Raw genomic sequence first — 19,862 nt, 5'->3', positions numbered from 1 at the left:
TAGATTATATAACGTAATTTTCATTTACATTGCTTTTGCTCATTATGGCAGCCAGTATTTTTACTGGCTCTTTTTTGTTTCAAAATGCGAAAAGATACGTAAACTAAGACCTTTTCAGCCTATTCTGCTATAGTTTCAGTTCGTTACCCTATAAAGTTAAATCTCATTTAGTGTAAAACTAGAGGTACTGCCATGAAACGTCTTTTACTTGCTGTATGCTTTGCCCCTGTCATTGCTATGGGTGCTAATGAACCACTTAACATTAGCCAAATTGCCAATGACTACTGTGATATCACTGGCCAAGCGCTTAACGATGCTTATCGTTCAGATAAAAGCAGCAATGAATTAGCAATAAATACACTTAGCCAATTAAAGAGCAAAAATGTTGATCTTGCCAAATTAGAGACTAACGAAGCTGATTTGCAAAAAAACTTAGATGTCGCAATCAAAGCAGTCCGTGATAATAAAAGTCAATTTAAAAACCAAGATGAATTTACCGCATCGCTAAATGACTCTATTTCAGCGTGTAAGATCCAAACTGAATTGCTTCTAAACAAAGCCAAATAATCATCAATATAAAAATGCGCTCAATATTTGTTCAGATAATATTGAGCGCATTTTATCGACGCTTTCTGATTTACTGTTGTTTCTCTTGGCAGATACCGGTTATTGCTGCTTGGTTTGCTTCAGTATCACTCAATAATAATTGATTGTATCCAGAAAATTTCCCATCACGCACATCAATATTCGCAACAAAAGGTAAAGCTGAACTGTTATCATTCAGTTGATACATACCACACACGCGAACGCCTTCCCCCTCTTTATAGTGATTCCGCTTCACCACCTTAACATCCTTGAAGGTCACTTTCTGTTGTGAAGGCAACTTTTGTTCAACAAGTTGCTGAGCCATTTTTTGAATATCTGCATCATTTATTGATGTAACATATTGATATATAAAGCCAGCAATAATAATCAAGATCACAATAAACAGTTTGGTTTTTACACGTTTCAACAGATAACCCTTCTTTGCGTTTACTTTTATCTCTAATTATAACTGTATTAAATGGGGGAAAGTGAACAAAATGAGTCAAATTTACGCTTCATTAAATTTGGTTCCATTCTATCCCTCAATGGGATAACAGACCTTTATTTTGGTTATCTTTATGATAGATATATAGTTAAAATAAATTATTTGAAAAGATATTTATATAAAAATAAAAAATAAACTTTAATATTCTTTTTTTATTAATTTTCATTATATATTAATAAAAAAAACATTTTCAATTTTCACTCTCAACATTATAATCCAGAAACAATTCTCATTTAACCAACATAAACCAAATGAAAGAAAAAATAGTGAAAAACTTAGTTGACCTCACCTATGGCTCAAATAATGATGTTAAAATCGCGGCTATCAATGCATTAGGTGATTATAAATGCTCAATTGAACAACAAGAAGCTATTAATAGATTACTAGTTCTATGTGATGACTATAATAAAGATATCGCCATAGCCTCTATTAGTTCATTGAGTAAACTCGCCAAGTTTTTCACTGACTTATAGCAAAAAAAAAACAAAAACCATTGATTTTAAAGGAAAACATTGGGTTTATTTATATTATATACTATCGCTACGACCTAAGATTGATATCAAAAAATAAATTTCTAAATTAACAAACTGTATTTTTTATAATAAAAAATACACCTTAATCACTTTATTTTAAAAACTGAAACAGTTTCTTTTCATTGTGAATAAAATAAGAGGGATTTTGATGAAATTATGATTTATACCTCCATTTAGGTAAATATGATTGAAATAATAAATAAAAGAGCCACAATAATCATTAATAGATACCCAATAGGAGTATAATTATGAATTATCTTAAACCTCTTTTAATTTCAGCAAGCCTATTTGCCGTAAGTTTTACAACTTTTGCATATAACAATAATTATTGTGATGGCACTTGGCATAGAGGCAGTTATCACAATCAACAACAATATAATAATCGTCCTTGTGATGGTCCTCGTCACTATACTCATTCAGGGCGACATAATGGCATGATGCAGTACTCAACCTCAATTCAAACAGCGCAACCCTCTGAAACACTGAAAAAAATTGCGGAAGATACGCCTAAAGGAGAAAATGGTAAGCAATACCTTATTCGTGTTTCCGTTATCGAAGTTTTAAATAACGACTCTTCTCAAAATCCATAATTCAATCAGGGCAGCAAGACTGCCCTGTTCAGTGACAAAATGACAGTCACTAAAAATTTAAATCCCTATTGGCTGATAACCTTGCCATTCAGGTTTAAAATGTTCACCGTTTGGTTGCTCAACTAAATGTATGTAATACTCACCCACCTGATTGAGCAATAGACAATCATCAACATCCTTTAAATTATCTTTATGCTGCTGCTGACAATTAACTAAAAGTGAATGAATCGCTTTTTGCTTTGCAGCGCTTGCTGATTCTGCAACAAACAAATCAAACTCATGGAGTTCCGCTAAAGTAGATGATTGATATCCTCCAACATTAACAAAATACAACCGCTGTGAACTTACAGAAGGTTCGCGACTTAACTCAATTCTATAGCCATCCACCCAATCAATAATTGCATAGCCATCAATGTGGACTTTATCCTTATCACCGAACCACGCTTCCCTTAATGCTGGCCATGCATCTGTTGCTTGTTGAGCGACAACAAATTGCACATCATGCACTTCAATATTTGATTTACCTGCATTTCCACCAATATAAAACATAAATAACTTCATTTTGTATTCCGACTTTATCTTCCAATATCGATATGTAATTTATTACACACCGATATAAATTCAAAGTAAAAAAGCCCAATATTTTGATAAAAACAGTAATAAATAATTTTTCATATTTATCATATCGTTATATATCCACCCCGTATTCACACACCTATTTCCATGCATAAAAATGAATAAAAACGCATTTTTTTTAAATAATTATTTACAAGTAAACAATTAACAATTATAACTAATCCAGTTTGTACTATTTCTATTGTAAGGAAACACCATGGATCGTCGTTCTTTTCTAAAAACAAGCTCAATTATCATGGGCGGATTGGCTAGCACAACTTTATTAAATCAAGCAATCGCTGAAACCAAAAGCCCTCTTGTACTTGATGCTCAACACCCTTTACTGCTCAATTTTAACGAGAACTCGTTAGGCATGTCCCCGAAAGCGAAAGATGCCGTTGTGGCCGCTTTACCGAACTCTTTTCGCTATCCAGATAGCGCTCGCGCGGAATTGATTACCGCTATTGGGCAACAGTACGCTTTATCTGATAAACATGTTTCTCTTGGGAACGGTTCTTCAGAAACAATTCAAGCCGCCATCGCTATGCTGGCAGCACAAGCACAAAAACAAAATATCAACTTTCAACTTGTTACACCGGATCCAACCTTTAATTATGCTGAGCTATACAGCATCCCACTCGGTGGAAAAATTACTAAAGTGCCGTTAAAAGAAGACCTGACTTTTGACCTGCAAAAGATGGAACAGCTAGCAAATGAGTTTGATGGATTGTCTATTATCTACATCTGTAATCCAAATAACCCAACAGCAATGATCACCCCTGCCAGTGAATTAGCAAAATGGATTAGTCATGCTTCAGAAAAACAATTTTTTATCCTAGATGAAGCCTATGCTGAGTATGTGGAAGATCCTAAATTTACCACTGCAATTGAACTGGTTAAACAAGGTCACAAAAATCTTATCGTGACACGTACATTTTCTAAAATTTTTGCTATAGCGGGACTTCGAGTCGGCTACGGAATCGCTAACCCAGAAGTCATTGCAGCCATTGATGCATTTTTGTCTATAGATAATACAAATACAGCTGGGGCAGTTGCCGCACTAGCTTCATTGAAAGATAAGCCATTTATTGCATATAGTCTGAAATCAAATAATTTATCCAGAAAAATTGTTGAGACTGCATTAAATGAATTAGGAATTACCTATGCGCCATCTCAAGCTAATTTTCTTTTCCATAAAGTAAAAGGTGATGTAAAAACTTATCAGCAAAGAATGGCAGATGCCCACGTGATGGTAGGCCGAGAATTTCCACCAGCATTAGGATGGAGTCGTTTAACATTAGGTACACCTGAAGAAATGGAACAATTTGTTATTATATTAAAACAGTTCCGCGAAAAAGGTTGGGTATAGTTTAAATTGCTTCCCCCGCATACTAGGTGTATGGGGGGATTAATGAAATACATCACAGAACAACAAACTCATTTCACATCCCATTAGCCCATACTCAAACCCAGACTTTTCTAACACTCAGCCCAGAGTCAACTCAGTCAATCCGTCATTCAACGTTATACAGCAACGCTTATCTTTATTTTGTTCCTGTAATGGTCAGCAAGGTATAACACTTCTCTCTTGCAACGCTATCCCTCTTTCCTTCATGTTATTCAACATCATACTCAAGCTTAACTTGTTAGCCAATATCGCACATTTCTCATGACACAGAGCGCTTATTAAGCAAGACGTCAGAATGGACCTTTAAAAATAAAGAATGCGCCAGCAAAAATCAGAAGAAAACCAATAATATGGTTAATTGTGATACTTTCGCCTAAATAGAGAACTGAAAAAATCACAAACACACAGAGTGTTATCACCTCTTGCATTGTTTTCAGTTCCGCAGCACTGTAATACTGGTGCCCAAGGCGGTTAGCAGGCACAGCGAAGCAATATTCGACAAGTGCGATTAGCCAACTAAAAAAAATAATGCTATACAATGGTTTATCGGTAAACTTTAGGTGTCCATACCACGCAAACATCATAAAAACATTCGAAATAATGAGCAATAAAATAGGATAAGATTTAGCAAGCATTTTAAAATAACGGGTAGTAAATAATGATGACATTATGCTGAGAATAACAATAAAATCTATAACAATCGATTTTCACATCATCATAAAAAAGCCATTTCAATCATCTTATTTCGATAACTCCTGCTATATTAATCATTATTCAAATCGTCTTTGGAGAAAACATGCCTATTCAATATCGTTTAATGCAGATAACCGATTGTGAAAATGTTGCTCAATTATTACAAGCTAATTCAGAATCTCAAGGCGGTGGACTATTAGGGGATTACCCATTAAGTAAAGTTAAGATGATGTTTACTCACTCAACCCATACGATAGTCGCTTATGATAAGAATTTCATCGTTGGTGTTGTATTCAGTTTTAGCCCATATGCGGACACTCTGCCGCCTCTTGCTAAATATATTACACAACAATTTAGTGAGTTTATGGAAAATAATTGGTTTTACGGTCCTGTATGTATTGATAAGACCTATCGTGGAAAGGGTATTCTCCAAGCACTTTTTGATGCGCTTCGTGCCAAGCATGCAGGAAATCCTATTGCCTTTATTAATGCCAATAATCAACGCTCTTTAATTGCTCATCAAAAAATAGGTATGCAGGAAGTGGCTCAGTTTACTTTTAATAATGTAGATTATTATCTTGTCACTCATTAATGGCTCGATACTTATAAATAGGCCATGCTGATCTTTTTGTGTTATTTTATGTACTAAATAGTACATTTTTTTGTTTTTATTTCCGTCATTATCGGTTACATTAGAAAAATGTGTATTATGGAGTACTCTTTTATGACTGATTTTTTAACTTCCAACCGAAAAGCGTGGGATAAGCAAGCGCAGCAACAGCAGCCTTGGTCTATTCCTGTTGACTCACAAACGGTAGCCAAAGCAAAACAAGGCGATTGGCAAATTCATTTAACCCCTTCTCCCCTACCTAAAGCATGGTTAGGTGATATTAAAGGTAAACGGATCCTGTGTCTCGCTTCTGCTGGGGGGCAACAAGCGCCTATTTTAGCCGCTGCTGGCGCGGATGTGACCGTATTTGATCTTTCCGACAAACAATTAGAGCAAGATAGGCAAGTTGCGATTAGAGATAACCTAAAATTAGAAACTGTCCAAGGAGATATGCGTGACCTACATCTATTTACGGATAATAGTTTTGACCTTATTTTTCACCCTATCTCAAATCTCTATATTCCAGATGTCAATCCTGTATGGCAAGAGTGTCAGCGAGTCTTAAAACCACAGGGAAGATTGCTATCCAGTTTTTTTAATCCTATTGTGTTTATTGGTGATCGTGATCCACAGCTACGTGAACAACAATTGATTAAACCTATTTATAAACTGCCTTTTTCTGAAATAGAAGTACTTACGGAAGAGCAAATTAGTTTGAAACAACACAATGAGGAAGCTTTTGTCTTTGGTCATTCATTAACTGACCTAATTGGTGGGCAAATAAATGCTGGTTTTAATATCGCAGGTTTTTTAGAAGACTGGCAACCTAATCCACGATTTGTCATCGATAATTATCTACCGACTTTCTTAGCAACACTCGCCATTAAAGTCGCCTAATTTGAAATTATTCAGGTTGATTTTCTGTTAGATCAGCCTGATTGTTATCTTGACAATATCTCGCCCACACTAATTCAAACTGTTCTTTTGGAATAATGTCATCTATTTCTTCAACAAAGGGAATGGATACCATCGTTTTGCCTACCGCATTTTTATGATACCTAACAATAAAGCGCTTGAAACCGTAAGGGAGTTCATTCTTAAACCCGAAGACTTCCCCACAATAATACCCCGTCTCTTCACCATCTGCCGTTTTGTTCAGCATATGATAATTAACGTTTCTATATTGGGCCGCAGTTGGATAAGCAAGAAAATCTTCCACTGAATTTTCAATTTTTTTCTTAGTGTCGAATTCTGATACCTGAGCGATATCAGTCATAATACCGGCAATATAGGCACCACCCACAATAAGCAATAGCACTAGGCTTCTTAATAACATATTTCTCACAGTGATTTTTATGAAATGTAAACTGATTTATTATAGTAAATTGTAACAAATTGCGACAGAAAAATAATCACCTTAAAAAAATAATTTAATCCTATATCATCTGCTTTTGTTGCTTATTGTATAAGAGATTAACTTATATTGCTTGCAAAGTTATTGATATATTTGCCAAAGATAGATCAATATGGCTGCGGCTAAAATCCAATTGAGGGTTGCAACGCCTAAGCAAACCCACGCTGAAGTCTTCATCGCTAACAAATAAACTGTTAATAAATACAACATATAAGGGATTAATGACCACAAGCCAAATAGTGCGGTTTTACGTAAAGCTAACGCTCCCTGCTCTTGAATCACTATGATGTGTGCAATTAATGCAAAAGTTGGAAATAAAGGAACCAAACCAGCAATATAAAACAGCTTACTTTTTGATAATAAAGCAATAATTAAAACTGCAAGCGCACCTAACGAGCACTTTATAAATAATGAAAACATTATGACCTCTTCATGTTATTCAATTATTGAACGTCATTATCGCTGAACAAGCAAAAATACTCAGCGATTTTATACCGCATCGAGTCACGTTAAGTTTACCTGAGGAACATGGGGCAATACAATTTTAAAACAATAAGTTATTTTTAATAACATTAAGTTAGCTTCTGTATATATTTAAATTATTTTCCTTTTGAATATAAAGTATACACTGTTTTTGCCGATATCTTTGATTAGTGCCTACGCCTGACTTCTGTACGACTGCCATAAGGTATTGCCAGATTGTTTATATCTATTTGGTCATCACTTTATATCTATCAAGTAGTTTATTTGTACATGCTCAAGCATGTTACCGACAGTATGTAAGGAAATAATCAATGATGTCTGCTATTGCAAAAAAAACTAAATTACCTAATTTCCGATTTTCGTTTTCAGGTCTTAAAACAACTACACTCATTTGGCTGTTATCAGGATTACTGATTGTATTATTGCTTTCTTCTTGTTGGTTATTTTTTAGCTATCTAAAAAACTACCAAATAACCGTCGATAAACTGGACAACATTTATCAAGAACAATCCGCATTAAATAAGACATGGCAATCTCTTTTACAAGCGAGAAATACTATAAATAGAGCAAGTTCAAGACATTTATTAGTTATTAATAAAATGCAAACAGCAAATACTGACGTTGATAGTTTAGTCAAACAATTTCATGAAAAAATTGAGGATACAGAACAGCAATGGCTAGAATTCGCCAGCTTATCACAAAATAAAAATGAGTTAATATTTAATGAGTTAGATAAAAGTTATACTGAACTAAGAACCGCGCTAATAGAGTTGTCCAGTTTTTTAGTACAAGGCAAAACGTATGATTTTTTGAATCAACCGACACAAAAGTTTCAAGATGCATTTGAACAAAACCTCAATTATTATCACCAAAATCTCAATCAAAGCTATCATGAAATATCCGTTGCGAGTGAACAGCTATACCGAAAAAGTATTATAGGTATCATTACGGTCATTGTGATTCTAACGCTAGTCACATTATTAATTCGCTTCATTCTTCAATATCTATTTATTCGTCCTCTAAACCAAGTCATTGACGGCATCGAAAAAGTCAGCCAAGGCATTCTTTACCACAATTTTGATCACACAGGCCTTGCTGAAATAAAGTTACTTAAATCACATGTTTCTAACATGCAAAAAAAACTGATCGATATTGTCAAGAATATCCATTCAAACGCGCATAGTATAAAAAACGAACTAAATGAAATTACACAAATGAATCAAGATCTTTCTATTAGAGCAGATCAGCAAGCAGCTGCAATAGTTGAAACTGCGGCAAGTATAGAAGAACTCGATTCCTCTTTTAAACTTAATAGCGCCCATACTCATGAATCATGCCAATTAATGGAGAAAACCAGCATAACGATTGACAAAAGCAATGAGCTTATTTCTGATGTAGTTGAAAATATGGATGATATCGTCGATTTTTCGAAAGAAATTAGCAAAATTACCTCTACAATTGATAATATTGCCTTTCAAACTAACTTACTGGCTTTAAATGCCGCTGTAGAAGCCGCGCGTGTAGGTGAACATGGTAAAGGCTTTGCCGTCGTCGCTAATGAAGTGCGCGAGCTTTCCATGAGCTGTAACCAAGCTTCTAAAGAGATTAAAACGCTGATCGATAATTCGAATGAAAAAATTCATCATTGCTTTCAACTTGCCGCGGATGCTAATGACAATATTGTTTCCATTGCGAAAAGTACATCCAATATTAATAATATGATCCAAAGTATTTCTCATGCATCCACTGAACAAACCCACGGCGTTGGACAAATTCATCTTGCCATTAATGAGCTGGACAATACAACCCAAGCTAATGCAACAATGACTAAGGAATTACAGAGTTCTCTACAATCTTTAAAAAAACAATCTGAATTACTAAAAGAAATTATGGATATATTTCACCTTGATGCGACTTCTAACACATTAGAAACACAGAATACTTGAACTCAAAATATTTAATTTTTTAACTGGGTAGTGGCTTATTAGTCACTACCTTCGTAATTTTCTTGCACATAGAAAGCATTTTTAATAAGTTATTTTTTGGCTTTATTCTGATATAACGATGTTGCTAATAAGAGATTAACCAAATATATAATGAGTTAACATGACAATAAAAATATCCGTTCTTGTTGATAATAATACCCTTATTGATAGCTATTTTTGTGGTGAACCCGGAGTTTGCTATCATATTGATGCTGATGGACATCAAATTCTTTTTGATACTGGCTATTCAGACATATTTATCGATAATGCACACACAATGGGCATAGACCTAGCAAATATCACTGACTTAGCCTTATCACATGGACATAATGACCATACTTGGGGGCTAAATCATTTAATACAACACTATGACCGTCGTAACAGCCTTTTCCCTAAAAAAATACGTCTGATCTATCATCCAGATGCCCTTCTTCCCAAACGTTTTGGTGATAAAGTTATCGGCGCTAATATTCCTAAAGCTGTATTAACGGCTTATTTTGAAAACCATGAAACCGTTAAGCCATTTTATCTGACTGATAATGTTATATTCTTAGGACAAATTCCCAGAACTAATACTTTTGAAGGAAAAGAACCTATTGGTACGACAGTTGATAATAACAATCAGCCTATTGATGATTATGTATGGGATGACAGTGCATTAGCGATTAAAACGTCTGAAGGCCTAATCGTTATTACAGGCTGCTCGCATGCAGGTATTTGTAATATCGTTGAATATGCGAAAAAAGTTACCAAAATGGATAAAATAGTCACTGTTATCGGTGGGTTCCATTTACAACAAGCTTCTGATGAAGTCTTAAACCAAACTGGTGACTATTTTAGCCAACTTGATGCTAAACAGATACATCCTTGTCATTGCACTGATTTAGCAGCTAAAATTCATCTTTCAAAATATACTAAAATTCAAGAGGTTGGTGTCGGGTTAGTATTAAACTATCCTTCATAATCACCCGCTGAGTGATGGTGCCTACTCTTCACCATCACTCGATAATTTTGTTGTATTCCTCAATAATAGCTATACTCTTGAGCCAAGATCACCATCGCTTTTTGCGCCAGAAATCATTCTCGTGAGTTCTTCACAACGAATAATTTTCCCGTCTGATAAATGAAAACAAGCGAACACTTCAAATTCACTCACCTCTCCATTTTTTTTCTCTGCATGTGCAATATGCTGAGTATGAACACAGTTCTGCCCTTCAGCAATAGATTTGATCGTGATAGTAATACTATTGGTGGCTTCTTTTAGTACTTTGAGATGAGCAACAAATTCATCATAATCTATTTGCTTACCATCAACAATTTGGATGTAATTCGGTGAAAAATATTGTTCAATAACCGCAACTGAGCCAATTTCTTTGCCAAGTACGCTTGTAAGAGCCTGTTGAACAAAATTCATATTATTCATATTTAATTTCCATCTATTTAAAAACATTATTCAATACATATTTTGTCATTGCACATTCTTTTCAAGTCTATTCTTCAAAAATGCCATGAAAAAATTAATTATAGGTAAAAAACGCGAACAAAAGCCAACAAATAGGATTTTATGGGCATATAACAATAGCACTGCTTTTTGTATTCAATACTATAAGCTTGACTATTTTAATCCTCTGATAAAAATAGAATTTATTAACCTTAATACATATGAGTCATCATATTAAATCCAATTGTTGTCGTATCATACCGTTGGTTATTAAGGCTACATGAATTTTTTAAGTGAATTCACTTATCAAGATAGCCTCTCAGAAGAATAAGCCTTTAGCCTAAAGCTATATACCTCTTTTTATTTCAACTATCTTATTATTAAAAAAATCTTATTCTCATTTTTAATTTCAAATAAAATCTACCATTTGTTTTATATTCATGTCGCCTTAAAATTCATTCTAATTATCGATTGGCTTTTAATTGCCATTTAAAATCAATCAATTAAATAAAACTAAATTTAATTGATGTTCATCACAATAAATAATAGCTGATTTATCCTCTGCATATTATTAATAATAAAATTTACATACCCCCCACAAACAGAGGAGACTATCATGAAAAGTTTCTTGCTTATACTTACTATTCTTTGTTCATCAGCTTTCGCAGCTTATGCCACTGAAACGGTAACATGGTGTCCGCCAAATCCAAGTATTGACCCTCTCACTGGCGAAGCAATTTGTATCAACTATACGCCAGGAATAGGTGGTATTGATTCCGGTGGTGAAGGACCATAACGCATTACTATCTTAACTTAATATTAAAACCCTCGACATGAGGGTTTTATCATCATTATTCATAAAGAAATCTTTGTAACCATCTGACTAGATGCTCAAAACTTCAATTAAACTAGCTAGATTTTTATTGATTAAATTAATGACCAAAACGAATTTTCCAACATACAAATAACGTCCATTAATAAAATTAATGATTATTCATCATTGTCCATAAAAACACCTTCAAACTCTGCCTAGACAACTTAACCATAATCATCACTGTCAAAGGTGGATATCCGCCTTAGATCATCATGCTCTCTTTTACATATAAAGAGAAGGCTCCCCATCTGGCCTTGTTTTAAACCGTCTATGTGCCCATAAATACTGTTCTGGCGCTTTCATGATTTCTTTTTCTAATACAGAGTTAATCGTTGCCGCATCACGTAATGTGTCATTAGTTGGATAATCAATCAGTTCCTTACCTAACACTAAATCATAATTCACACCATTTTTATTCCGTAGCAGTGTTACCGTAAGTGTTGGAGAATGAGACAGTTGCGCAAGTGTTGATGTGCCTTTTGAGGTTGAGGTATTTTGAACTGAGAAAAAGGGGACGAATACCGTTCCTTTTTTACCAAAATCTTGATCGGGTGCGAACCATATTGCTTTCCCACTTTTCAATTCTTGGACCATAAATTTTAAATTCTTACGATCAATCATCCCTTTGCCTGATCTGCATCGACCTTTAGTTTGAATATATTCCATCGCTTTATTGTTATGCGGCCGATACATAGCGTTCACAGGAAAACAGAGACCCATTATCCGCCCCCCCAGCTCCAGCGACATAAAGTGAACGCCAACTATAATGACACCTTTATTTTTCGCAATGGCTTCTTGGTAGTTATCAATTCCTTTTACCTGAAATAATTTTTTAACTCTTTTATCACTCCAAAACCATGCAATTCCCGTTTCAAATAATGCAATACCTAAAGATCGTAAGTTTTCATGAACGAGATCATTTATTTCTTTACTATTTTTATTTGGAAAACATAGCTCTAAGTTTCTTTTTATAATTGAAACTCTTCTTTTAATAAAATACTTCGAGTTTTCCCCCAGAAATGCACCAAGCCACAAAAGCCATTTGTAAGGTAATTGAACTAATAAAAACAATAGGATGATTCCCAACCATGTTATAATATATTTAGGATGGAGCAGTTTTAGGGAGAATAGATTTTTAGCGTACATATGTTTCTCTGTATTTTATCTTTACGGTATGCAATCAAAATTAGACATTAACAACTAATTTTAATTCAAAAAGATTATGACATGATTATTTATAAAAAACGATTATTTTGATTATATAAATAAAGATTATATTATCTCCTCTTGCAAAGGGAATGCATTTCTGTTTAAGTCATCAATAATTGACGCCAACTAAGAATAAAAAAGGCTGCACAATATGTGCAGCCTAATATATTGATGTAACCTATTATGATGATTGCTTATCTTTATTCTCTATCGCTATCATTTGTGGTTTTTCCTCTTCTGGCAATTCATATTCAATATTAATTGTGAGCAGCCCACTGGATAGGTCCGCTTTCTCTATTTGGACATTCTTACCGAGGTCAAACTGTAAGGTAAATTGTCCTTGAGATATACCTCGATGGATCCACTTTTCGTTATCTTCCTGAATTTTTTCTTCTTTTTTCCCTTCTACCAATAAGCGACCACCTTTTAATGAAACCGTTAAATCACTTTCTTGATATCCAGGAACACTCACCGTCAGCTCATAGCGGTTATCATCAACCTGTTTGAGGTTATAAGTTTGTATAGGCGATGAAATAGGCTTACTTCCTGTCAGTTGACTAAATAAACGGTCTATTTGGTCAAATCGATTGGAAAGTATATTATCAGAAAGTGTTGGAAATAATGAAAAAGGTCTAATGTTAGCCATAATTCCTCCTCCAATATTAATTAAACTTAAGGGTCTCTTACCTACCCATGATATAAATAGGAACTCATAATCGTTTTTCAAGTCCCCAAGACATAATTTTTATATTTCCTTTTAACCCCCTTGATTATCAATCAACTAATCAATTATCACCCAACGCTACGTATAATCAACTATGGGGATAAGCTATAAATTTTTCAAGGTGCTAACAACAGGAGACATATAAATGATACCAACAGCGCTAGTTTGCATGCGTCTAGTGATAATAATACCGACAGATTTCCTTGATGAAATCCCATGCTAGCCATTAAATTACGTTAAAATAACTTATATTTAAATAGCAGCATAATGGATAAGCAAATGAAAGAAGCCATCAAAAAGAGACCGACCCCATACACTCCTAAAACATGCCCTTTCTGTCATTTTTATGGAATACGCAAAAATAAAAATAACTGGTCATGTGACATGTGTGGGCGCGTGTGGACAAAAGATAATGACCCAAGGTTAAAGGAATAGCGAAGTGCATTTGCAAAGATGTAAACAAGAGAATATTGGGTTTTATCCACCCAGAATAACTTGCCTTAGTCAGCAATTTTTGATTATTACGTTTGCATGGTAATGAGTCGGCATTGAAGCGTTCAATAACAGAGTCTGAATAAAATTACTTAAAGCTACACGCCTCAAAATTCGAACTTCCCTCAATCAACGGTGCGGTCAGATTATTGGGAAAGATATCAAAGTGATATTGAATTTTATTCGTATACATTACCATGTGCTTTTTTATGAATTTCATCTTTCATTGCTTTCGTTATTTTTTGGTAAATTTCTAACGTTCCATCACTAGAAACGGTACCCATATAAATATCATCACCACTCTTCTGAATAACAACTGAAACTTTTACCGGTTCTATCTTACCAAGATCTTTTGGTTCTACTTTCCCATTGATTGTATAAGTCATGCTGGTGACTTCTTGCGTTAGCACACTGGATTTTGGGTCAAAACGCCATCTAGATTCCTGCTTTACCTCTTCGACATCATTCCCTGCTTGAATCAATAATGAGTCTATCGCAACTCCATCTGGAGCTAGTATCATAAGTTTAAGAATTTTTATTTCTGGAGTGTTATAAGCATCAAACCAATAGCCATATAAGTCACTCTCGGAGTATGGTTGAGGAAGTTTTTCAATTTTTTGTATTTTGTTATTAGTATCAGCAACACTGACACTAAATATACAAGGAAGTACAAATAGCAGAGCAATTGAAGAGAGAGCTTTTTTCATCATATTCACAAGTAATTTATGATTTATCAGTAATAAAGCAAAATACAGCTTCTAACGCTGTTCCACAACTTCAATTCAAGAGTGAGCATCGGAATATTAACTGAGTAGAAGTGCAGATTCTATTGATTATCCAATTTATAAGTGGTGATACCAATGACTTCACCAAAAGGAACTTTCATGACGACAAACTCGACAGTACCATAGTGTGTTTTAATGATTTTCTTTATACCCTTATTTTCGAAAGTGGCGCATAATTTTGTTAATTCCGTTAGTTGTGTCGTGTCAACACCCAGACTCGAAAGGTACTTAATTTCTTCAGGTATGCTACCGCAATCACTCTTTTTAGATTCACTCACATGATACCCATTTGTCACTGAAATCAGCTCGTTATCTTTAAATAACAGTATGGCATTCATAGTCCACGGAGTGAAAGGCGCTTTATCATTTGAAAAATACAAATCGATATCGCATGCCTTATATTCGCGCATACTTTTGCAATTTCTTAAATCGATATCTTCATTTTTATTGACGTCTTCAAAGCTTTGTTTCCACTTCAAGCCGAATGGCGCTTTAGTTTCATTATTTAGCTCCGCTGTATAACCATTAAAGCAAGCCATTGTTAATAAACCAGCTACAACTCCCTTTTTCATACATCACCATATTCATATTTAATTTAAGTACGTAAATACTAGGGTAATTGCAGATTTCAGACAATAAAAATCACCAAAATAACTGATAAAACAACTAAGCCAACGGTATTCGTTGTCATCTACTTCTTATCAATACTCAATACGAGAATTTGAATAACTTCATTTTGCGCATCCGATGCAAATATATCGCCAACATTTATTATCGGTGGTTTATTTTGATATATGACATCAAAAATAGAATATCTAGCACCTTCAAATTCACACAACTTATCTAAATCATATTCAATACAAAAACCATTATGGCTATCAGCATAATGCGCCCATAACAATTCATGAGTAAAAGTCTTACTCAAAGAGTAAATTCCAGACTTATCTTTAGTAGCAATTAAATCACTAAATGCTTCCTTTAATGAATCAAGTGAATTTAAAGAGGTTTGTTTTGTATTACCAAGCGCACTATTTAAAACATCTAATTGATCAAATACTTGATCTGTTAATACTAGACCTTCACATGGGTCGTTTAACTTATCATAATTAGGAGACCAAAAATAATCCTGTTCTAATGAAGATAAATCCCTTGAAAACACATCTTTATCTCCACCTCTATACTTGAATACTCTCATACTAGTTTCCCTTAGGACGATGTCATCAAGATATAAATTATCTGTAGATAATGTAGGCTATCTTTGATAACCACTTCAAATGTGACAATAAAAAACGGGAACTATTAAGCTCCCGTTATTAATCACACCACGTAATAAATTACATGTGTTTGATGATTGCGTCGCCGAATTCGCTACATTTCAGTAGTTTAGCGCCGTCCATCAGACGTTCGAAGTCATAAGTTACGGTCTTAGCTTCGATTGCGCCTTCCATACCTTTAACGATAAGGTCAGCGGCTTCAGTCCAGCCCATGTGACGTAGCATCATCTCAGCAGAAAGAATAATTGAACCTGGGTTCACTTTATCCTGACCTGCATATTTAGGTGCTGTTCCGTGTGTTGCTTCAAACAGCGCACATTCTGAACCAATGTTTGCACCTGGAGCGATACCAATACCACCAACTTGTGCCGCTAATGCGTCAGAAATATAGTCACCATTTAGGTTCATACATGCGATAACATCATACTCCGCTGGACGCAGCAGAATTTGTTGCAAGAAGGCATCGGCAATCACATCTTTAATGATGATATCTTTGCCATTTTTTGGATTCTTAATTTTAACCCAAGGGCCGCCATCAAGTAATTCACCGCCAAACTCTTCTAGAGCTAGTTGGTAACCCCAATCTTTAAAGGCACCTTCAGTAAACTTCATAATGTTGCCTTTATGCACTAGAGTAACTGAATCACGCCCATTATCGATCGCATATTCAATCGCCGCACGAACTAAACGTTTTGTCCCTTCTTCTGAGCAAGGCTTAATACCAATACCACAGTTTTCTGGGAAACGAATTTTGGTGACACCCATTTCATTTTTCAGGAAATTGATGACTTTATCTGCTTCTGCGCTACCCGCTTTCCATTCAATACCTGCATAGATATCTTCTGAGTTCTCACGGAAAATAACCATATCAGTCAGCTCAGGCTGTTTAACTGGGCTTGGTGTACCTTTATAGTAACGAACTGGACGTAGGCAGATGTAGAGGTCAAGCTGTTGACGTAGTGCAACGTTCAAAGAACGAATACCACCACCAACTGGGGTTGTCAGAGGGCCTTTAATCGAAACACGGTAATCACGGATTAAATCGAGAGTTTCTTGCGGTAACCAAACATCTTTACCATATAATTGAGTAGATTTTTCGCCGGTATAGATTTCCATCCAGGAAATTTTGCGCTCGCCGTTATAGGCTTTGTTAACTGCCGCATCAACCACTTTCAACATCGCTGGAGTTACATCAACACCAATACCATCACCTTCAATGTAGGGAATGATTGGGTTGTTTGGAACATTCAGTTTGCCTTTGGCATCAATGGTAATTTTAGCGCCTTCTGCCGGAACTACTACTTTGCTTTCCATTAACCTCTCCTTTCACTTGCGCATTTGCTTGTTAATTTTTTGTAAGAGACCCGTCAATACTACTTCAATCTTTCTCTAACGCCAATGGTTAGTCGTTCAAGGTTTTATGTGGATCGCATTAAACGTGTTTATCAATGATTGTTACATCCCTATAAAAAAGAAAGAATCGGATTAAAATCATAACATTACAAATCCCTTTGAATTATTGGCGATATCACATAAAAATTATGTCGTAGCAATAATTTATTAAACCAATAAAAAATTGGTGAAAAAAGAAACTATTAACAGGTCACTTTCAATCAATAGCATTGTTAAATTTTATTTAATTTATATATATAATATTTGTTAATGTATTTTTTATATTAACGTAATTTATTAAATATCACTGAGTCTATATGAATATATTTATTCGTTATGTTTATTTTTAAATAAAACGGATTTATCCAATCTTTTTAAGACAAAAGTGCCAATAGAAAATTCAGTCGCCTTTCTACCTGATAGGTATTTTTTACAGTATGTTTGACACATGTAAATCGAACGCATTTTCTATTTATCCCCCTCAAAATGATAGAGAAACAACGATATTTTGTGAGTACATTGCTCCGAAAATAGCAAATTACTGTAAACCGTTATTTATCGATTAACGGAAATAACATCGCATCAATCTACAGCTGCTGACAATGACGCTTTTTAAATAGATGGATTAAGTACCCACCGTTTTCTGCTCGTTAACTGTGGCTAATTTGGTAAATACCTAATAAAAATCCTACAAGGATAAGTGAAATGGCGTGTCCTCATGCGATTGATAATACTGAAATAAATACCATAGCGTTATTCTTTGCTTATTAACTTATCGTATCCTATTATGATTTTACTGCTTGAATTAGCCCTGTATTTTAGTTTTGCTTCGCTCACGCTTATCCCGGTGTCATTTTGTGTGAAAATCAACTAGACTAAAAAAATCAGTCAGTAGAATGCTGGTCTGAGTTTTATTAATACAATATTAATCGGTTAAAATGAGTTCCCATGCCCATAGCGAATCATAAAGCAAAGCCTCCAGCCAATAAAAAAAGTCAACGTAAGTTTGTTCGCAAACCAGCCTCTAATCATTCTCATGCATTCTCATCTAAACCTAAATCAGTCGTTGCACGCAAAGTCATCTTATTTAATAAGCCCTTTGATGTGCTCCCTCAATTTACCGATGAGCAAGGCCGAGATACCTTAAAAAAATATATTCCTATTACAGGCGTTTATGCGGCTGGTCGATTAGATCGTGACAGTGAAGGCCTCTTAATTTTGACCAATGATGGAAAATTGCAAGCGCACTTAACGCAGCCATACAAAAATACGCATAAAATTTATTATGCACAAGTCGAAGGCATTCCTGACGAAACCTCGCTAGAAAAGTTTCGTCGCGGTTTAGTGCTCAATGACGGACCAACTCGCCCCGCAGGTATCGAATTAGTCGATGAGCCAAGTTGGTTATGGCCAAGAATGCCCCCTATCCGTGAACGAAAACACATTCCAACAAGTTGGTTAAAAATCACGCTTAATGAGGGGCGAAATCGCCAAGTCAGGCGAATGACCGCAAATATTGGCTTCCCGACTTTACGATTGGTCCGTTACCAGATCGGTGAATATACACTGAATAATTTATTGCCAGGCGAATGGAAGGAGATCACTCTTGTTTAAACCTCACGTTACCGTTGCAACAATTGTCCATGTAAACGATAAATTTTTAGTTGTTGAAGAGCTAGTTAATGGTAAAGCGACATGGAATCAACCAGCCGGTCATTTAGAAGCGAATGAAACGCTACTCGCTGCTGCTGAACGCGAGCTGTTCGAAGAAACAGGGATCAAGGGACAACCTCAAAGGCTCATTAAAATTCATCAATGGATTGCGCCTGATGAGACACCATTTATACGTTTTCTCTTTTCTTTAGCGCTGACTGAACAGTGTGAAACTCAACCTCAAGATAGCGATATCTCTTGCTGTCACTGGGTTAGTGCGCAAGATATTCTTGAAAGTCAATGCTTACGCTCTCCACTTGTTGCTGAAAGTATTCGATGTTTCCTTGAAGGAACTAGCTATCCTCTTGATGTACTTGGTGCATTTGGTGATCACTATCGATAATCAATGCTCCACCATAATAACAGCCTATAGATGGCTGATTAAAGATGCATCCCAGCTATGTTGTCATGGCAATGGCGTGCCTCAATACGGTGAAGATGTAATCTGTTACGAGCGATAAGAATATTCCCCCGGCTAACGCTGGCGTAACAAGGGGACAACATGGTAAAGTATGGGGCTTAATTTTTCCGCAGTGA

23 protein-coding genes are annotated in these 19,862 nt (G+C 35.2%); 11 read left to right on the top strand and 12 right to left on the bottom strand.

Annotated elements, in window-relative coordinates; genetic code table 11:
• The first annotated feature begins 192 nt into the window (after nt 1–192).
• Complete coding sequence (locus O7C57_RS09555) at nt 193–567, top strand: hypothetical protein (RefSeq protein ID WP_154622806.1); 375 nt, start codon at nt 193–195, stop codon at nt 565–567.
• A gap of 70 nt (nt 568–637) precedes the next feature.
• Here O7C57_RS09555 and O7C57_RS09550 read toward each other — a convergent pair whose 3' ends face one another.
• The gene (locus O7C57_RS09550; RefSeq protein WP_154622805.1) at nt 638–1,012 is read right to left on the bottom strand and encodes a hypothetical protein; all 375 of its coding nucleotides are present in this window, start codon (nt 1,010–1,012) and stop codon (nt 638–640) included.
• A 329-nt stretch (nt 1,013–1,341) separates the two neighbouring features.
• Here O7C57_RS09550 and O7C57_RS09545 point away from each other — a divergent pair, with 329 nt between their 5' ends.
• Both O7C57_RS09545 and O7C57_RS09540 read left to right on the top strand, forming a co-directional pair.
• The gene (locus O7C57_RS09545; RefSeq protein ID WP_154635549.1) at nt 1,342–1,563 is read left to right on the top strand and encodes a HEAT repeat domain-containing protein; all 222 of its coding nucleotides are present in this window, start codon (nt 1,342–1,344) and stop codon (nt 1,561–1,563) included.
• Between the two features lie 308 nt (nt 1,564–1,871).
• A complete protein-coding gene (locus O7C57_RS09540) occupies nt 1,872–2,213 on the top strand; it encodes a hypothetical protein (protein ID WP_154623412.1) in 342 nt (113 codons plus the stop codon).
• Nucleotides 2,214–2,270: 57 nt separating this feature from the next.
• Here O7C57_RS09540 and O7C57_RS09535 read toward each other — a convergent pair whose 3' ends face one another.
• Nucleotides 2,271–2,774, bottom strand: a complete 504-nt coding sequence (locus O7C57_RS09535; protein ID WP_154623413.1) for a DUF1543 domain-containing protein — start codon at nt 2,772–2,774, stop codon at nt 2,271–2,273.
• 271 nt (nt 2,775–3,045) lie between these two features.
• On the opposite strand from O7C57_RS09535, the gene O7C57_RS09530 reads away from it, so the two are divergent.
• Nucleotides 3,046–4,197: a pyridoxal phosphate-dependent aminotransferase gene (locus O7C57_RS09530; RefSeq protein ID WP_163861413.1), complete on the top strand. Its 1,152-nt coding sequence runs from the start codon at nt 3,046–3,048 to the stop codon at nt 4,195–4,197.
• Between the two features lie 329 nt (nt 4,198–4,526).
• Here the strand turns inward: O7C57_RS09530 and O7C57_RS09525 are convergent, their stop codons facing one another.
• The gene (locus tag O7C57_RS09525; RefSeq protein ID WP_154622869.1) at nt 4,527–4,871 is read right to left on the bottom strand and encodes a DMT family protein; all 345 of its coding nucleotides are present in this window, start codon (nt 4,869–4,871) and stop codon (nt 4,527–4,529) included.
• 161 nt (nt 4,872–5,032) lie between these two features.
• On the opposite strand from O7C57_RS09525, the gene O7C57_RS09520 reads away from it, so the two are divergent.
• Both O7C57_RS09520 and O7C57_RS09515 read left to right on the top strand, forming a co-directional pair.
• A complete protein-coding gene (locus O7C57_RS09520) occupies nt 5,033–5,521 on the top strand; it encodes an N-acetyltransferase (RefSeq protein WP_269723947.1) in 489 nt (162 codons plus the stop codon).
• A 132-nt stretch (nt 5,522–5,653) separates the two neighbouring features.
• Nucleotides 5,654–6,436 (top strand): class I SAM-dependent methyltransferase, encoded by a 783-nt coding sequence (locus O7C57_RS09515; RefSeq protein ID WP_269723946.1) that lies wholly within the window; start codon nt 5,654–5,656, stop codon nt 6,434–6,436.
• A 7-nt stretch (nt 6,437–6,443) separates the two neighbouring features.
• On the opposite strand, the gene O7C57_RS09510 is transcribed toward O7C57_RS09515, so the two are convergent.
• Both O7C57_RS09510 and O7C57_RS09505 read right to left on the bottom strand, forming a co-directional pair.
• Nucleotides 6,444–6,875 (bottom strand): hypothetical protein, encoded by a 432-nt coding sequence (locus tag O7C57_RS09510; protein ID WP_154622867.1) that lies wholly within the window; start codon nt 6,873–6,875, stop codon nt 6,444–6,446.
• A gap of 159 nt (nt 6,876–7,034) precedes the next feature.
• Complete coding sequence (locus O7C57_RS09505; RefSeq protein WP_154622866.1) at nt 7,035–7,373, bottom strand: GlpM family protein; 339 nt, start codon at nt 7,371–7,373, stop codon at nt 7,035–7,037.
• A 374-nt stretch (nt 7,374–7,747) separates the two neighbouring features.
• Here O7C57_RS09505 and O7C57_RS09500 point away from each other — a divergent pair, with 374 nt between their 5' ends.
• The gene (locus O7C57_RS09500; RefSeq protein ID WP_269723945.1) at nt 7,748–9,382 is read left to right on the top strand and encodes a methyl-accepting chemotaxis protein; all 1,635 of its coding nucleotides are present in this window, start codon (nt 7,748–7,750) and stop codon (nt 9,380–9,382) included.
• Between the two features lie 160 nt (nt 9,383–9,542).
• A complete protein-coding gene (locus O7C57_RS09495; protein WP_154622864.1) occupies nt 9,543–10,385 on the top strand; it encodes an MBL fold metallo-hydrolase in 843 nt (280 codons plus the stop codon).
• Nucleotides 10,386–10,454: 69 nt separating this feature from the next.
• Here the strand turns inward: O7C57_RS09495 and O7C57_RS09490 are convergent, their stop codons facing one another.
• A complete protein-coding gene (locus O7C57_RS09490; protein WP_196713174.1) occupies nt 10,455–10,844 on the bottom strand; it encodes a nuclear transport factor 2 family protein in 390 nt (129 codons plus the stop codon).
• A gap of 634 nt (nt 10,845–11,478) precedes the next feature.
• On the opposite strand from O7C57_RS09490, the gene O7C57_RS09485 reads away from it, so the two are divergent.
• Entirely contained in the window at nt 11,479–11,658 is a 180-nt protein-coding gene (locus O7C57_RS09485; protein WP_154622787.1) for a hypothetical protein, read from the top strand.
• A 300-nt stretch (nt 11,659–11,958) separates the two neighbouring features.
• Here the strand turns inward: O7C57_RS09485 and lpxL are convergent, their stop codons facing one another.
• From lpxL to icd, 6 genes are all read right to left on the bottom strand, one after another.
• Nucleotides 11,959–12,882: an LpxL/LpxP family Kdo(2)-lipid IV(A) lauroyl/palmitoleoyl acyltransferase gene (gene lpxL, locus O7C57_RS09480; protein WP_154635547.1), complete on the bottom strand. Its 924-nt coding sequence runs from the start codon at nt 12,880–12,882 to the stop codon at nt 11,959–11,961.
• Nucleotides 12,883–13,126: 244 nt separating this feature from the next.
• Nucleotides 13,127–13,591: an Hsp20 family protein gene (locus O7C57_RS09475; RefSeq protein WP_154622569.1), complete on the bottom strand. Its 465-nt coding sequence runs from the start codon at nt 13,589–13,591 to the stop codon at nt 13,127–13,129.
• 749 nt (nt 13,592–14,340) lie between these two features.
• Nucleotides 14,341–14,868: a hypothetical protein gene (locus O7C57_RS09470; RefSeq protein ID WP_154622570.1), complete on the bottom strand. Its 528-nt coding sequence runs from the start codon at nt 14,866–14,868 to the stop codon at nt 14,341–14,343.
• Between the two features lie 119 nt (nt 14,869–14,987).
• The gene (locus O7C57_RS09465; protein WP_251464063.1) at nt 14,988–15,518 is read right to left on the bottom strand and encodes a hypothetical protein; all 531 of its coding nucleotides are present in this window, start codon (nt 15,516–15,518) and stop codon (nt 14,988–14,990) included.
• A gap of 119 nt (nt 15,519–15,637) precedes the next feature.
• Nucleotides 15,638–16,141 carry a DUF2971 domain-containing protein gene (locus O7C57_RS09460; RefSeq protein WP_269723944.1) on the bottom strand — a complete coding sequence of 168 codons (504 nt, stop codon included), beginning with the start codon at nt 16,139–16,141 and terminating at the stop codon, nt 15,638–15,640.
• Nucleotides 16,142–16,280: 139 nt separating this feature from the next.
• On the bottom strand, nt 16,281–17,534 hold the full coding sequence (gene icd / locus O7C57_RS09455) for an NADP-dependent isocitrate dehydrogenase (protein ID WP_154622573.1): 1,254 nt from the start codon (nt 17,532–17,534) through the stop codon (nt 16,281–16,283).
• Nucleotides 17,535–18,560: 1,026 nt separating this feature from the next.
• Between icd and rluE the strand changes: the two genes are divergently transcribed.
• Both rluE and O7C57_RS09445 read left to right on the top strand, forming a co-directional pair.
• Entirely contained in the window at nt 18,561–19,226 is a 666-nt protein-coding gene (rluE, locus tag O7C57_RS09450) for a 23S rRNA pseudouridine(2457) synthase RluE (protein WP_269723943.1), read from the top strand.
• Nucleotides 19,219–19,668 carry an NUDIX domain-containing protein gene (locus O7C57_RS09445; protein WP_154624135.1) on the top strand — a complete coding sequence of 150 codons (450 nt, stop codon included), beginning with the start codon at nt 19,219–19,221 and terminating at the stop codon, nt 19,666–19,668. The genes rluE and O7C57_RS09445 overlap by 8 nt, the downstream gene beginning before the upstream one ends.
• Nucleotides 19,669–19,862 lie beyond the last annotated feature (194 nt).

It is taken from the genome of Providencia sp. 21OH12SH02B-Prov, from assembly GCF_027362595.1.
GTDB lineage: Bacteria > Pseudomonadota > Gammaproteobacteria > Enterobacterales > Enterobacteriaceae > Providencia > Providencia zhejiangensis.
Note: the sequence above shows the minus strand (reverse complement) of the source record. Positions and strands in the feature narration are given on the sequence as shown.